12 protein-coding genes are annotated in these 13825 nt (G+C 67.7%); 7 read left to right on the top strand and 5 right to left on the bottom strand.

The features are described 5' to 3' along the window. Positions 1 to 184: 184 nt before the first annotated feature. Both ACMZ91_RS17255 and ACMZ91_RS17260 read right to left on the bottom strand, forming a co-directional pair. Positions 185 to 451, bottom strand: a complete 267-nt coding sequence (locus ACMZ91_RS17255) for a DksA/TraR family C4-type zinc finger protein (protein WP_032129365.1) — start codon at positions 449 to 451, stop codon at positions 185 to 187. A 160-nt stretch (positions 452 to 611) separates the two neighbouring features. Continuing rightward, on the bottom strand, positions 612 to 1169 hold the full coding sequence (locus tag ACMZ91_RS17260; protein ID WP_414578220.1) for a DUF2058 domain-containing protein: 558 nt from the start codon (positions 1167 to 1169) through the stop codon (positions 612 to 614). 62 nt (positions 1170 to 1231) lie between these two features. On the opposite strand from ACMZ91_RS17260, the gene ACMZ91_RS17265 reads away from it, so the two are divergent. The 3 genes from ACMZ91_RS17265 (at position 1232) to ACMZ91_RS17275 (ending at position 4137) form a co-directional block, all read left to right on the top strand. After that, positions 1232 to 1732, top strand: coding sequence for a M48 metallopeptidase family protein (locus tag ACMZ91_RS17265; RefSeq protein ID WP_032129356.1), 501 nt, complete (start codon positions 1232 to 1234; stop codon positions 1730 to 1732). Between the two features lie 47 nt (positions 1733 to 1779). Then, positions 1780 to 2478, top strand: coding sequence for an RNA pseudouridine synthase (locus ACMZ91_RS17270; RefSeq protein ID WP_032129355.1), 699 nt, complete (start codon positions 1780 to 1782; stop codon positions 2476 to 2478). Positions 2479 to 2571: 93 nt separating this feature from the next. Further along, a complete protein-coding gene (locus tag ACMZ91_RS17275; RefSeq protein ID WP_182266503.1) occupies positions 2572 to 4137 on the top strand; it encodes a phospholipase D family protein in 1566 nt (521 codons plus the stop codon). Positions 4138 to 4140: 3 nt separating this feature from the next. Here ACMZ91_RS17275 and ACMZ91_RS17280 read toward each other — a convergent pair whose 3' ends face one another. Then, the gene (locus tag ACMZ91_RS17280; RefSeq protein ID WP_032129353.1) at positions 4141 to 5217 is read right to left on the bottom strand and encodes an HDOD domain-containing protein; all 1077 of its coding nucleotides are present in this window, start codon (positions 5215 to 5217) and stop codon (positions 4141 to 4143) included. Positions 5218 to 5495: 278 nt separating this feature from the next. Here ACMZ91_RS17280 and ACMZ91_RS17285 point away from each other — a divergent pair, with 278 nt between their 5' ends. After that, positions 5496 to 6593, top strand: coding sequence for a Glu/Leu/Phe/Val dehydrogenase dimerization domain-containing protein (locus ACMZ91_RS17285; protein ID WP_010482852.1), 1098 nt, complete (start codon positions 5496 to 5498; stop codon positions 6591 to 6593). 44 nt (positions 6594 to 6637) lie between these two features. Here the strand turns inward: ACMZ91_RS17285 and ACMZ91_RS17290 are convergent, their stop codons facing one another. Then, the gene (locus ACMZ91_RS17290) at positions 6638 to 9478 is read right to left on the bottom strand and encodes a S8 family serine peptidase (protein ID WP_414578218.1); all 2841 of its coding nucleotides are present in this window, start codon (positions 9476 to 9478) and stop codon (positions 6638 to 6640) included. Positions 9479 to 9661: 183 nt separating this feature from the next. Here ACMZ91_RS17290 and ACMZ91_RS17295 point away from each other — a divergent pair, with 183 nt between their 5' ends. From ACMZ91_RS17295 to ACMZ91_RS17305, 3 genes are all read left to right on the top strand, one after another. Further along, positions 9662 to 10837, top strand: a complete 1176-nt coding sequence (locus ACMZ91_RS17295; RefSeq protein ID WP_010482849.1) for a thiolase family protein — start codon at positions 9662 to 9664, stop codon at positions 10835 to 10837. 124 nt (positions 10838 to 10961) lie between these two features. Further along, positions 10962 to 11303 carry a hypothetical protein gene (locus tag ACMZ91_RS17300; RefSeq protein WP_004153024.1) on the top strand — a complete coding sequence of 114 codons (342 nt, stop codon included), beginning with the start codon at positions 10962 to 10964 and terminating at the stop codon, positions 11301 to 11303. A 157-nt stretch (positions 11304 to 11460) separates the two neighbouring features. Beyond that, on the top strand, positions 11461 to 11871 hold the full coding sequence (locus ACMZ91_RS17305) for a hypothetical protein (RefSeq protein WP_014647982.1): 411 nt from the start codon (positions 11461 to 11463) through the stop codon (positions 11869 to 11871). A gap of 282 nt (positions 11872 to 12153) precedes the next feature. Here ACMZ91_RS17305 and ACMZ91_RS17310 read toward each other — a convergent pair whose 3' ends face one another. Then, positions 12154 to 13791: an acyl-CoA dehydrogenase family protein gene (locus ACMZ91_RS17310; RefSeq protein ID WP_049398306.1), complete on the bottom strand. Its 1638-nt coding sequence runs from the start codon at positions 13789 to 13791 to the stop codon at positions 12154 to 12156. Positions 13792 to 13825 lie beyond the last annotated feature (34 nt).

The following is a 13825-nucleotide window of genomic DNA, read 5'->3' on the forward strand; positions in this document are numbered from 1 at the left end:
AAGGCAACTTCAACGTCAAAAGCGGGCATTCCGCAGGTAGGCCGGACCCCGGAGGGGGGTTTACGGCGTGTCCTGCCTACCCACACCGTCCCGCCTACCTGCGGAATGCCCGCTTTTGACGTTGAAGTTGCCTTGGCTTGAAGGCTTCGGCAGGTGCAGGGCTGCAAGCCCTGCCGAACAACCTTTACCTCAACTGGCTGTCCTTGCTGCCACGCCGGTTGTAGCCGGCATGCGCCTGCGCTTCGTCGTCATGCGCCTGCTGGCACGCCACGCACAGCCGTACCCCGGGCACGGCCTGGCGCCGCGCCAACGGGATCGGCGCGTCGCATTCCTCACAATGTTCCAGACCAGGCCCCTCGCGCAGCTGGCGCCGCGCGCGGGCGATCGCATCGTCGACGGTGGCGTCGATCTGGTCCTGGACCGCGCCGTCTCCCGCCCAACCGGTGGCCATGGCCATCCTCCGCAGGTGTGTCGCCTGATATGGGGACGATACACCGCGCAGTAAACGGTAGCGCCGAGCCATGACCGGCAGGCCTTCAGCAAGCTGAGCAGAAGGCAGACGGGCCGGAGCAGGCCATTTGCGGCTTAATCCCCTCCGTCCCCTTTTTGGCTTACCAGACCAGGTCGTCCGGCACCTGGAACTGCGCGTAGTAGGCGTCGTCCTCGGCATTGCCGGTGGAGATCTCGGCGGTCGAGCCCGGCTGGCCGTGGTCGACGATGATCGCCTCCGGGGCGCGTTCACGCACTTTTTCGGCAGCGGCGCGCGGCAGCAGGGCGTAGCCCTCGCCGTGGGCAACGATGACCAGCACGCCCACCGACAGCGCCTTGCGCAGCTTGGGGTCGATCAGCAGGGTGCGGATCGCCGCGCCATCGCTGAAGCGGTACTCGTCGTCGCCCTTGTGGGGCACGGCATGGGCGGTGATGATCTGCTTGGCCTGCGCTTTCTGTTCAGCCTGCCTGGCCTGGGCGTTGCGCTCGGCGGCCAGCGCACGGTCGCGCTCGACCTTCTCGGCGCGGGCCCGTTCAGCCTCGCGCTGGACCTCGGCCGAGGTCGATTCGGCCTTGCCCTGGCGGGCCTTGGCCTGCGCGCTTGCGGCAGCGCTGACCTGCGACTTCTTGGCCAGGCCGGCCTTGAGCAATTGTTCCTGCAGCGCGTTGGGCTTTGCCATGGTCGATGCGTACCGCGTGTAATCTTGGATGCCCCATTCTACCGACGCCCCGCCGCCCCTGCATGGCAGTCCTGAAGTACCTCACCGGCTATCCCGAACCCCTGATCGCCCAGGTCAGTGAACTACTGGCGCAGGGCAAGCTCGGCCCCTGGCTGCAGCAGCGCTATCCCGATCCGCACGAGGTGCGCAGCGACCGCCAGCTGTACGACTACACGCAGGAGCTGAAGGACCGCTACCTGCGCAAGTCGGTGCCGCTCAACAAGGTCTGCTACGACAACACGCTGGAAGTGATCAAGCATGCGCTGGGCACCCATACCGCCATCTCCCGCGTGCACGGCGGCCGCCTCAAGGCCAGCCGCGAGATCCGCATCGCCACCGTGTTCCGCCAGGCACCAGCGGCGTTCCTGCGCATGATCGTGGTGCATGAACTGGCCCACCTGAAGGAAGCCGATCACAACAAGGCCTTCTACCAGCTGTGCCAGCACATGGAGCCGGAGTACCTGCAGCTGGAGTTCGATACCCGCCTGTACCTGACTGAGCTGGCCAACCGCGGCCAGCGCTGACCGGCCGCAGCGGCTACACTGCGCGCCCCCTGCCTGACCTTTCCGCCATGGAACCGATCCGTCTCGACAAACGCCTGTCCGCCCTGCTCGGCATCCCGCGCGGTGAAGCGCGGCGCTACATCGAAGGCGGCTGGGTCAGCGTCAATGGCGAGGTGGTCGAGCAGCCGCAGCGCCCGGTCGATGACAGCGCGGTGATCGTCGTGGCCGAGCAGGCCAGCGATGAAAAGGCCGAGCGGGTCAGCATGCTGCTGCACAAGCCGGCAGGCGTTGCCGCTGAAACCCTGTGTGCGCTGGTCAGCAGTGACAGCCGCAGCGAACTTGATGCCAGCGACATCCGTCCGCTTCAGCGTCACTTCCACGGCCTGCAGCTGGCCGCCTCGCTTCCGGCCAGCGACAGCGGCCTGGTGGTGGTCAGCCAGGACCCGGCCACGCTGGCCCATCTGCAGCGCAATCTGGGCCGCACCGAACAGGAATACCTGATCGAAGTGGCCGAAGGCGGTCCCGAGCGCGGCCCGTGGCTGATGGCGCGGCTGCAGCAGGAATCGGGCGGCGCCAAGGTCAGCTGGCAGAGCGAGCAGCGCCTGCGCTTCGCCGGCAAGGGCCTGACGGCCAAGGGCCTGCGCGTGGCGGTCACCGCTGCCGGCCTGCAGGTCGCGGCCGTGCGTCGGCTGCGGATTGGCCGCGTGGCACTGGGACCGCTGCCTGCGGGGCAGTGGCGTTACCTGGGCAGCGACGAGCGCTTCTGACCGCGAAGTCCCTGCCATCCACGCATGGCGTGGATCTACGGCGATAGGTCTGTTGGCTTTCATCCACGCACGGCGTGGCTCTACCATCGGGGCATGAGCCTGCCCAAGCCTTTGTGGCGACGTCTGCTGCGCGTCGCTGCGATCATCCTCGCCGCGCTGTTGCTGCTGGTCCTGTCCGGGCTGCTGCTGGCCGACCACCTCACCCCGCGGGCACAGGGCGCACCCTCGCATGTGCTGCCACTGCAGCCGGCGCAGACCCGCATCGACCAGCAGATCGTGCCGCTGCAGGACGCACGCCCCGGGCAGTCCGGCGTGGCGTTCCTCAGTGATGGCATGGATGCCTTCGCCGCACGCGCGATGATCACCGCTCATGCAGGCCGCAGCCTGGACCTGCAGTACTACATCTGGCACGACGACCTGATCGGCCATCTGATGGCCAAGGCGCTGTACGACGCCGCCGAGCGCGGCGTGCGCGTGCGCATCCTGCTTGACGACATGAACGCCAAGGACAAGGACGCGTTGATGATGGCACTCGATGCGCATCCGAACATCGAGATCCGCCTGTACAACCCGTTCCGCAACCGCAGCGGCATCGCGCGCACGCTGGAACTGGTGCAACGCGCTTTCAGCGTCAACCACCGCATGCACAACAAGAGCTGGATCGCCGACGGCCGCATCGCGATCGTCGGTGGCCGCAACATCGGCGAGGAATACTTCAGCGCGCGCGACGATGTGAACTTCCAGGACCTGGATCTGGTGGTGGCCGGCCCCGCCGTGCAGCAGGCCAACCAGATCTTCGACGACTACTGGAACAGCAGCACGGCGATCCCGATTTCCGCGCTGGCCTCGTATACCGATGCACAGTTGCAGCAGCTGGTACGGCAGTCGGACCTGGATGCCATGCATGCCAAGGCACAGCCCTACCTGCAACGCGTGGCCGAGTCGCGCGCGCTGCAGCGGCCCAGCCCGGAACCGCTGCACTGGAGCGCGAACGTGCACATCGCTTCCGATCCGCCGATGAAGCACCGCGATGACGATCGCCGCGGCTGGCTGGTCAGCCGTCTCAGCGACGAGTTGCGCAGCACGCGGCGCAGTGCGCTGTTGATCTCGCCCTACTTCGTGCCCGGCAACGATGGGGTCGAGGCGCTGTCGGCGCTGGCCGCACGCGGCGCGCAGGTGGGGGTGGTGACCAACTCACTGGCCGCCAACGATGTGGCAGCGGTACACGGCGGCTACATGGGCTACCGGGTGCCGCTGCTGAGGGCCGGCGTGCAGCTGTACGAACTGAAGGCACACGGCCAGCTGGATGCCAGCCTGTTCGGCAGCAGCGGCGCCAGCCTGCACACCAAGGCATTCGTGGTCGATGACCGCCGCGGTTTCGTCGGTTCGTTCAACCTCGACCCGCGTTCGGCCTACCTCAATACCGAAATGGGCGTGCTGTTCGATGACCCGGTGCTCGGTGCACAGCTGCGCGACGAGTACCTGCGCCTGGCCGGCCCGGAGCACAGCTGGTGGCTGGCGCTGGGGCGCGATGATGACCTGCGCTGGCTGGAGCGGCAGCCACCGCCGCACTGGGTGGAGGCCGAACCCGGGGCCAGCCTGGGCAAGCGCTGGACCGCGCGGGTGATCAGCTGGCTGCCGGTGGAATCGCAGCTGTAGCGCTCAGGGCGCAGGACCCGCCTCTTCCTGTCCGGCGTCATCCCGTGTTTCCACGCTGCGCCCATGCAGGCGCCGCCAGATCCAGCGCAGCGCATGCGGCGGCGCCGAAGGCAACTGTTCAAGCAGGGCCAGCATGCGACTCTGGCTGGCATGTCCGTGCCGGCACAGCAGGCTGGCCGCTGCGGCCGCGCTGGCCAGGCGCAGGCTGTCGGCCAGCGGGCCATCCGCCTCGGGCGCCAGCGCCTGGTGCACCGGCTCGGGCAGCTCCCAGGCCGCGGCCACGCGTTGCGCCAACGGCAGTGACCACTGCTGGAGCAGCTGCAGCGCCAGCGCCGGCTCCACCGTTTCATCTCGTGCCTGCGCTTCCTGCAGCAGCTGGCGCATCACCAGCGCGGCCCCCAGCCCCTGTACCAGGCCCAGCCACTGGGCGGCGAAGGCATCGCCGAAAGTGACCGTGCGCGCGTGGTCAGCGGCTGCGCGCGAGGCCAGCAGTGCGTGCTCCCAGATGATCGTGCTGAACTGCGGAAACACCTCGCACTGCACCTGCATCACCGGCTGCACCAGAACTGCGCTGATGATCTGTCGCACGCCTTCGGTACCGACCAGCGTCACCGCCCGCTGCAGGCTTTCCACCGGGCGCTCGTGCACCTTGTAGGCCGGGCTGTTGGCGATGCGCAGCAGGTTGCCGGTCAGCACCGGGTCCTGGCCGATGATCGCCGCCATCACTCGCGCCGACGCAGCATCGTCGTTGACCGTTTGGATCAGCTGCGGCAGCAGTTGCGGGCGGCGCGGCAGCTGACGGGCCGCCCAGTCCCGGTCCTGCAGCGCGCGCGCCACCGCCTCGCCCAACCCCGCGGCCTGCACCGCCGTGGATTCACCGGCCAGGCGCGGGTACAGGGCCAGTGCATGCAGGCCACGCTGCAGATGTGCAGCGATCTCGGCCGAGGGCAGAGCCTCGCCCTGCAGGCTGGCCGCAGCCGCCGCCACCGCCTGCCGCGACGCCGCCGCCAACCGGGACGGTGCCGTCCCGGTCGAGCGCGCCAGCCAGCCACGCAGTGATCGCCACCAGGCCGGCGTCATCGCCGCCCGCCCTGTCGTTGTGGTGCCCTTGCCGTCACTGACCACCCTGCCTCTTCACGCGAATCCGGCCACCCGCCGTCGTCGCAGCATCGGCCGAACTTTCATCTTCTTTAACCGGAAGGCCACCGATGTCGACGGCACCGGCCGGGGGAATGGACTAGAATGGCGCCGCGCGACCCGTCCCCCTGCACCGACGACGTCGCTTTTTTTGTTTTGGGACCCTACCGTTCACTGGCCGTTCGCTGCAGTTCGCCGCTGATCGCGCCATCGGAGACGCCATGCTATTCGAAACCCTCGCCACCACCGGCCACGAACAGGTGGTGTTCTGCCACAACCACGACGCCGGCCTGAAGGCGATCATCGCCATCCACAACACCACCCTCGGCCCGGCCCTGGGCGGCGTGCGCATGCGCCCCTACGCCAGCACCGACGAGGCGCTGGCCGATGCGCTGCGGCTGAGCCGGACGATGACCTACAAGAATGCACTGGCCGGCCTCAACGTGGGTGGCGGCAAGGCGGTGATCATCGGCGACCCCAAAGTGGACAAGACCGAGGTGCTGTTCCGTGCCTTCGGCCGCTATGTCGATTCGCTGGGCGGGCGCTACATCACCGCCGAGGACGTCGGAACCGACGTCAACGACATGGAGAACATCTACCTGGAAAGCCAGTTCGTGACCGGCGTGCACCAGGTCCATGGTGGCTCCGGCGATCCCGCCCCGTTCACCGCCTACGGTGCGCTGCAGGCACTGATGGCGTCGATGCGCTTCAAGTTCGGCCATGAGGAAGTGGGCAAGACCAGCATCGCCGTGCAGGGCCTGGGCCACATCGGCATGGAACTGGTGAAACTGCTGCGCGACCGCGGTGCCAAGCTGTACGTCACCGACCTGGACAGCGCGCTGGTTGATCGCGCGGTCAGCGATTTCGGCGCCGAAGCAGTCAAGCCGGATGAGATCCACGAGGTGAACGCCGACGTGTTCGCACCGTGCGCGCTGGAAGGTGCGATCAACGCCGACACGCTGCCGCGGATCAAGGCGAAGATCATCTGCGGCACCGCCAACAACCAGCTGTCGAGCCTGGAAATCGGCGACGAGCTGCATGCGCGCGGCATCCTGTATGCGCCGGACTATGCAGTCAACGCCGGTGGCGTGATGAACGTGTCGCTGGAGATCGACGGTTACAACCGCGAACGCGCAATGCGCCTGATCCGCAGCATCTACCACAACCTCACCCGCATCTTCGAACTGTCGCAGCGCGAGAACATCGCGCCGCAGCGTGCCGCCGACCGCATCGCCGAAAGCCGCATCCTGTCGATCGGCAAGCTGAAGATGCCGCTGGGCCGCAGCACCCCGCGCCTGGGCAACCTGCGCGGCGGTTGAACCTGCCGATGTCGCGCCGGGCATGACCCGGCGCGAGCCGTCCTTCAGAAGCCGGTGCTGTAGCGCAAGGCGGCCTGCCGCGCACCTTCGCCACCAACGCGCTGGTCGAAGCCCAGGCTCAGGCGCCCATTGCGGCCCCACCACGATTCCAGCGCCACGCCGATCAGCGCACTGCCGCGCGGCGCGTTCCAGCCCGCCAACGGCGCCCAGGCATCGACGCCGACGAAGCTGGCCTGCCAGTCCGCATCCGCACCATCAAGCCGTTGCTGCCATTCGGCATGCCCACGCAGCGTCCAACGCCCCCAGCCGCGCTCGCCGCGGATACCGGCCAGCATCTGGCTGCGCTGCACGCGGTTGGCATCGCCCCGCAGGCCGAAACCAAAGCCGCCGAGTTCATTGAAGGCGTCGGTCTCCACACGCGTGGTGCTGGCACCGACGTAGGGCGTCATCGATGCGCCCGCACGCCCCAGCCGGTACCCGCCCTCCACGCTGGCACTGCTGAAACGGCCGCCGTACCGCGCGGAGACGCCATAGGCACCCGCACCGAGCAGCAGCTGACGATCCAGCGCGCGGGTGAACTGTCCGCTCCCCACCTGGGCCAGCGCGTAGCCACGTCCCAGATTCCAGCCGGCATACAACTGTGCCTGCGCCTGGCGATCACGCCCACGATCACCGCCGAAACTGCTGCCACCAGTGCTGCGGGTCTCGCCAAACGCCACGCCCATCAGGCCGTTGCTGCCCAGTGGCAGATCCTGGCCGGCCATCCAGCCCCGGCTGTCGGCAGCGTTGCCGGCGAAGCTGCCCTGCCCCGCCTCACCCAGCGCGCTCTGCCAGCTCCCGCGCAGGCGCGGTGCGGCCTGTACACGATCAAAGCGCTCGGCGATCGCACGCCGCGACATGTCGATGCTGTCGAAGGTCGCTGCTTCGGCTCGCGCATGCGCTTGACCGGACAGGCTCTGCAGGCTGGCGGCCAGGCCCTGCGGGCCACCGCCGGTCCACTGCAGGGCACCGGCCGCTGCACCAAAGGCCGATCCCTGCAGGCCTGTGTTTTTGTCCAGCGCTGCGAATGCACCTTCCAGGCGCTGTGCTGCCGCCTGGGCGGACGCCCCCAGCCCGCTGGCCGCTGCGGTGACGCTGACCTGGGTCAGGTTCAACCACGCGTTGTTGCTGTCATAGCCATAACTGCTCTGCAGCAATGACAGCCCCTGCAGGCCACTGGAGGTAGCCGGCGTACTGAAGGTGCCGCTGAGTCCGCCTGCCGCATGGATCAGGTCCTGCCGGCTGCCGTTCTGTGGCACGTAGCCGGAAACGAAGCCATGCACGCGCACGCCACCGTCGATCGCGGCATTGCCGGTGACCTGCAGCGCATTGGCGCCCAGTGCGATCATCAACTGTGCGCCGGCCTGCTGGGTGTAGTTGCCCTCGATGGTGCCGGTGGTGTTGCCGGTGGTGAGGAATACGCTGCTGCCGTTGACCACATTGCCGATCACGCGGGGCGTGCCGCCATTGAACTGCAGGCCGGTCGAATCCGGATCGGACTGGCCGAGGATGGTCACGTTGGAACGGATCACGCCACCGTTCTGCAGCGACAGGATGCCGCGTTCGATGCGGGTTGCTCCGGTGTAGCTGTTGTTGCCGGCCAGCACCAGGGTGCCCCCGCCCTGCTTGACCAGCCCGCCGCTGCCGACGATATCGTTGCGCCACGCCGAGCCGGTCGAGGCCAGATCCACGTTGGCGACCACATCACCCCAGTCGAAACGACCCGGACCGTTGATCGCACGACCGATGTCGAGCAGGCCGTAGCCGAACACCGGATCCACGCCCGGCGCACCGATGTCCCTGGCGGTACCCAGCAGGGTCTGCCGCACCAGATCGTTGCTGAAGTACGGGAAGCGCTCCCAGACCAGCGCCGCCGCACCGGAAATCAAGGGCGCCGCGAATGACGTGCCGTAGTTCCAGTAGTAGCTGCCACCGTTGGCATCGGGGTAGACCGCGCTGCCGGGCGCCGCCAGGCAGTAGCGGGCCGCCTGGCCACAGGCATTGGCATAGCTGGCCAGCGTACCGGGCGCATACGGATCCACGGCGGTGGCCACCAGCCAGCCGCGCTCCAGGTCGGCAGCCGGCAGCGTGCCGGCCACGCCCTGCTGGCTGGGCAGTGCGGCCAGGCTGCTCGGCTCGCTGCGGCCATCATTGCCCGCGGCGAACACCACCAGCCCGCCATGGTTGATCACGAAGGGGCGATATTCGGCGGCCACCTGCGCGGTGGTCGGCAGGTCGGTCCAGTAAAGGCCGCCCCACGAATTGTTCATCACCTTCACGTTGTAGCTGATCAGGTCCTGGTGGACCTGCGCCACGCCCAGCGGGCCGCTGAAGGAATTGCCCTTGCCGCTGCCGTCATCGACGGGCGGCTTGTCGGCAATGATCCGTGCCGACACGATCTGCGCCTTTGGCGCGATGCCACCCGGCCAGGAGCCCGTTGCCGCGCCGGCGGCGAGGCTGGCCACGGCGGTGCCGTGGCCGACCACATCATCGACACCCAGATTGTTCCTGGCCGGATCGATGTAGTTGAGGTTGGCCAGCACCCGGCCATTCAACGCCACCGCATTGCGCTGCACGCCGGAGTCGACGATGCCGATGCGCACGTTCTGGCCGGTCAGGCCGGCAGCCTGTGCGGCGCGCGCATTGGTGACTGACAGATGCGCGTCGAAGGCCGGCTCCTGCGGTTTGACCGGGGGCGGCGTCGTCGGTGGCGGGGTAGTCGGTGGCGGCGGTGGTGGCGGGGTATCAATGCGCACGTTGCCGCCCCCGCCACCTCCACCACAGGCCGTCAGCGCTACCACCAGCGCGGTTCCCAGGGCAGACCTCACCATCATCGTGCGTTCCATCGATTCCTTCCCATGAACGTTGTCCTGCCTTCATCCCGGCAGGCGTGCGGCCGCGCCCAGCGGCGGCCCTCCCCGACCCTCTATACTTGGGTCGACCCCCACGCAGTCTGCCGGGAAACCGGGGCACATCCAACGGCCCCCGGTCTCCTTTCCGAACATTGCTTACGCATCAACGAGATTGCCATGTCCAACATCGTCATCGCCGCCGCCAAGCGCACCGCCATCGGCTCCTTCCTCGGCCAGTTCAACGGCGTGCCGACCCCGACCCTCGGCGCGGCCGCCATCGCAGCCGCCCTGGAACAGTCGGGCATCCCGGCCAGCGACGTTTCCGAAGTCCTCATGGGCTGCGTGCTGCCGGCCAACCTCGGCCAGGCGCCCGCCCGCCAGGCGGCGATCGCTGCCGGCATCCCGCTGTCGACCGGTGCCACCACGCTGAACAAGGTGTGCGGCTCGGGCATGAAGACCATCATGCTCGGTCATGACCTGATCAAGGCCGGTTCGGCCAGCATCGTTGTCGCCGGCGGCATGGAATCGATGTCCAACGCGCCGCACATGCTGCCGAACTCGCGCACCGGCAACCGCTTCGGCAACTTCCAGGCGGTCGATCACATGGCCCACGATGGCCTGGTCAACGCTTATGACGGCAAGGCGATGGGTGAATTCGCCGAATGCGCCGTGGACAAATACCAGTTCAGCCGCGAAGAGCAGGACGCCTACGCCATCGAATCGGTCAAGCGCGCGCAGGCGGCGCAGGCCAACGGTGCGTTCGCCGATGAAATCGTCGCGGTGAAGGTCGCCACCCGCAAGGGCGAGGTCGAGGTCACCACCGACGAGCAGCCGGGCCGCTCGGACATCGCCAAGATCCCGACCCTGCGCCCGGCCTTCAAGAAGGACGGCAGCGTCACCGCCGCCAGTTCCTCCAGCATCTCCGACGGCGCTGCTGCAGTGGTCCTGCTGACCGAGGAAGATGCAGCCGCTCGCGGCATCACCCCGCTGGCCCGCATCGTCGGCCACGCGACCCATTCGCAGGAACCGGAGTGGTTCACCACCGCCCCGATCGGCGCGCTGCACAAACTGCTGGACAAGACCGGCTGGTCGCTGGACCAGGTCGATCTGTTCGAGATCAATGAAGCCTTCGCCGTGGTGGCGATGGCGCCGATGCGCGAACTGGGCATTCCGCACGACAAGCTCAACGTGAATGGCGGCGCCTGCGCGCTGGGCCATCCGATCGGTGCCTCCGGTGCACGCCTGGTGGTGACCTTGGTCAACGCCCTGCGCACGCGCGGTGGCAAGCGCGGCATTGCCACCCTGTGCATCGGCGGTGGCGAAGCAACCGCAATCGCCATCGAATTGATTTAAAAAGATTTAACGATGATTTCGCAAAAATGAATGCGGGATCGCTTGACACCCAATCTTGGCTTGTCATCATGTTGTCGGCGCGCAGCATGCGCGTTGCCTAATTCTAACGACGAGGATTCACACAATGAGCATCAACAAGCTGCTGGTCGCGATGTCCCTGGCTCTGGCCCTGGCCGCCTGCTCGAAGCAGGAAGCTGCCCAGGACGCCGCTGCTTCGGCCAACGAAGCCGCCACCGAAGCCCAGGCTGCTGCCGACCAGGCCGCCGCTGCTGGCGCCCAGACCGCCGACGCTGCCCAGCAGGCCGCTGACACCGCCGCCACCGCTGCTGACGCTTCGGTTGACGCTGCTGCCCAGGCTGGCGCTGCTGCCACCGACGCCGCTGCCGGCGCCGCTGCTGACGCTGCCAAGGCTGCTGAAGGCACCGCTGAGAAGGCCAAGGACGCTGCTGAAGAAGCCAAGAAGTAATAACTTCTTTCTTCACGCTGTTCTGGAAAAGCCGCTGGTTCGCCAGCGGCTTTTTCTTTTTTCGAATGCGCGCGACTGAGCCGCTGCATCGCGACCCCGTCTTCACAACGGCATGAATAGGCTGGCGTCCCCATCCATTGCAGTACCGGAGACCGCCATGAAGATTCGTCCGATCACCACCACCCTGCTGGCCGCCTCCCTGCTGCTGGCCCTGGCCGCCTGCAAGGGCCCCGAAGCCGAACAGGCCAAGCAGGACGCACAGCAGGCTGCCGACAGCGCAGGCGCTGCCGCCCGTGACGCCGTGGACAAGGCCGCCGAAGCCACCCGCGACGCCGCCGACAAGACCGCTGCCGCGTCCGAGCAGGCCGCCGCCGATACCCAGCAGGCGCTGGACAAGGCTGCAGACGCCACCGCCAACGCCGCCGACAAGGCCAAGGACGCCGCAACCGATGCCGCCGCACATGCCAGCGACGCCACCGCGAACGCCGCACAGAAGGTCGCCGACAAGGCCCGCGATGTCGCCAATGACGCCAAGGCCAACGCCGCCAAGGAAGAAGCCAAGCACTAAGCCCTACCGGCAGCCGAGCATGGCCTCGGCGCTACAGGAAAAGCCGCGGCACTGCCGCGGCTTTTCTGCTTTTCGCTCTCTGCTCTTTCTGTTGATTCCGTGCTGGACGCGTACGGAAAGTGTCCACGGACGCGCGGGTAGGTTGCGCAGGGGCGTAAGCGCCATGGATGGCGCGCCCGAGCTTACATGGACGTACTTGCAGCGCCCCCTGCGCGACCTACCCGCGCGGCCCACCCATCAGTATCAGCGCCCACCACGAGGGGCTCCGCCGTTGGCCGCCTCCTACGGCAGCGCGCGCGCCAGCATCGCCGTCAGCTCCACCCCCGCCGGCAGCGTCCCGAACGCCAGCCCGTGCTCCCCTTCCAGCCTGCTACGCACGAACGCCTCCGCCATCGGGCTGCGCGCACGCAGCAACAGCGCCGCCTGCAGCAGCAGCGCAGTGCGCTCGCAGAACAGCCGCGCCTGCGCTTCCTCCGGTGGCGGTGCCGCTGCCCAACGCTGCAATGCCGCTGCATAGCGCCCATCACGGTCAGCCACCGATGCCAGCTCACCGCGCAGCGCCGCCATCGCCTCCGGTTCGCGCGCCAGCGCACGCAGCACATCCAGGCACTGGATGTTGCCGCTGCCCTCCCAGATCGAATTCAACGGTGCCTGCCGGTACAGGCGCGGCAGCATCGACTCCTCCACGTAGCCCGCACCGCCCAGGCATTCCTGCGCTTCATTGACGAAGGCCGGCGCGCGCTTGCACAGCCAGTACTTGCCCAGCGCCGTCCCCAACCGCGCCATCGCGGCTTCATTGGCATCCACACCGGCGCGATCCACCGCGCGCGCGATCCGCATCGCCAACACCGTGGCCGCTTCCGACTCCAGCGCCAGATCAGCCAGCACGTTGGTCATCAGCGGGTGCTCGACCAGCAGCTTGCCGAAGGTACGTCGATGACGTGCGTGGTGCAGCGCCTGCGCCAGCGCCATGCGCATCTCCGCCGCTGCACCCAGCATGCAGTCCAGGCGGGTCATCATCACCATGCCGATGATGGTGGCCACGCCGCGCCCCTCTTCGCCCACGCGCCATGCCTGTGCGCCGCAGAACTCGACCTCACTGGAAGCGTTGGCCCAATCGCCGAGCTTGTCCTTCAGCCGCATCAACCGGAACGCATTGCGGTCACCATCGGCCAGCCGGCGCGGCATCAGCAGGCAGGTCAGGCCTCCCGGCGCCTGCGCCAGCACCAGGAAGCCATCGCACATCGGTGCGGAAAAGAACCACTTGTGGCCGACCAGACGGTAACGCTCGCCATCGATCGGTTCGGCGCGCGTACTGTTGGCACGGACATCCGAGCCGCCCTGCTTCTCGGTCATGCCCATGCCCAGGGTGATGCCGGCCTTGTCCGCCACCGGCACGTCGCGCGGGTCATAGACCGGCGCAGCGGCCTTGCGCGCCCACTCGGCCAGATGCGGCTGCGAATGCAGTACCGCCACTGCCGCATGGGTCATGGTCAACGGGCAGCTGGTGCCCGCCTCGGCCTGGTGATGCAGGTAGCTCAACACCGCACGTGCCACGTGCGCGCCGGGCTGCGGCTCATGCCAGGACAATCCAGCGACACCGTGCGATTTTGCCGTGTCCATCAACTGGTGATAGGCCGGATGGAACTCCACGGTGTCGATGCGATGGCCCTGTGCATCATGCGTGCGCAACCGCGGACGATCACGGTTGGCATCGAAGCCCAGCCGGTACAGTTCATCACCGGCGAGTGCACCATAGACACCCAGTCGCGGCGCGAAGCTGGCGGCGCCTTCGCGCTGTACGGCCTCCATCAGCGCCACGTCGTCGGTCCACAACTGTCGCCCTGCGAACGGCGGCGGCTGGTTCAACACCACATGGGTTTCATACGGTGCGTTGCTGCTGAAGCTGGGTCCACTCATCCGGTCCATCCTGGCGGCAAGAGGTCTGCGGCCC

It is taken from the genome of Stenotrophomonas sp. FR024, assembly GCF_047500745.2.
Lineage (GTDB): Bacteria > Pseudomonadota > Gammaproteobacteria > Xanthomonadales > Xanthomonadaceae > Stenotrophomonas > Stenotrophomonas maltophilia_A.

Coding starts and splice junctions, on each gene's coding strand:
- ACMZ91_RS17255 (WP_032129365.1), bottom strand. CDS start 451: ATGGCCACCGGTTGGGCGGGAGACGGCGCGGTCCAGGACCAGATCGAC.
- ACMZ91_RS17260 (WP_414578220.1), bottom strand. CDS start 1,169: ATGGCAAAGCCCAACGCGCTGCAGGAACAATTGCTCAAGGCCGGCCTG.
- ACMZ91_RS17265 (WP_032129356.1), top strand. CDS start 1,232: ATGGCAGTCCTGAAGTACCTCACCGGCTATCCCGAACCCCTGATCGCC.
- ACMZ91_RS17270 (WP_032129355.1), top strand. CDS start 1,780: ATGGAACCGATCCGTCTCGACAAACGCCTGTCCGCCCTGCTCGGCATC.
- ACMZ91_RS17275 (WP_182266503.1), top strand. CDS start 2,572: ATGAGCCTGCCCAAGCCTTTGTGGCGACGTCTGCTGCGCGTCGCTGCG.
- ACMZ91_RS17280 (WP_032129353.1), bottom strand. CDS start 5,217: ATGACGCCGGCCTGGTGGCGATCACTGCGTGGCTGGCTGGCGCGCTCG.
- ACMZ91_RS17285 (WP_010482852.1), top strand. CDS start 5,496: ATGCTATTCGAAACCCTCGCCACCACCGGCCACGAACAGGTGGTGTTC.
- ACMZ91_RS17290 (WP_414578218.1), bottom strand. CDS start 9,478: ATGGAACGCACGATGATGGTGAGGTCTGCCCTGGGAACCGCGCTGGTG.
- ACMZ91_RS17295 (WP_010482849.1), top strand. CDS start 9,662: ATGTCCAACATCGTCATCGCCGCCGCCAAGCGCACCGCCATCGGCTCC.
- ACMZ91_RS17300 (WP_004153024.1), top strand. CDS start 10,962: ATGAGCATCAACAAGCTGCTGGTCGCGATGTCCCTGGCTCTGGCCCTG.
- ACMZ91_RS17305 (WP_014647982.1), top strand. CDS start 11,461: ATGAAGATTCGTCCGATCACCACCACCCTGCTGGCCGCCTCCCTGCTG.
- ACMZ91_RS17310 (WP_049398306.1), bottom strand. CDS start 13,791: ATGAGTGGACCCAGCTTCAGCAGCAACGCACCGTATGAAACCCATGTG.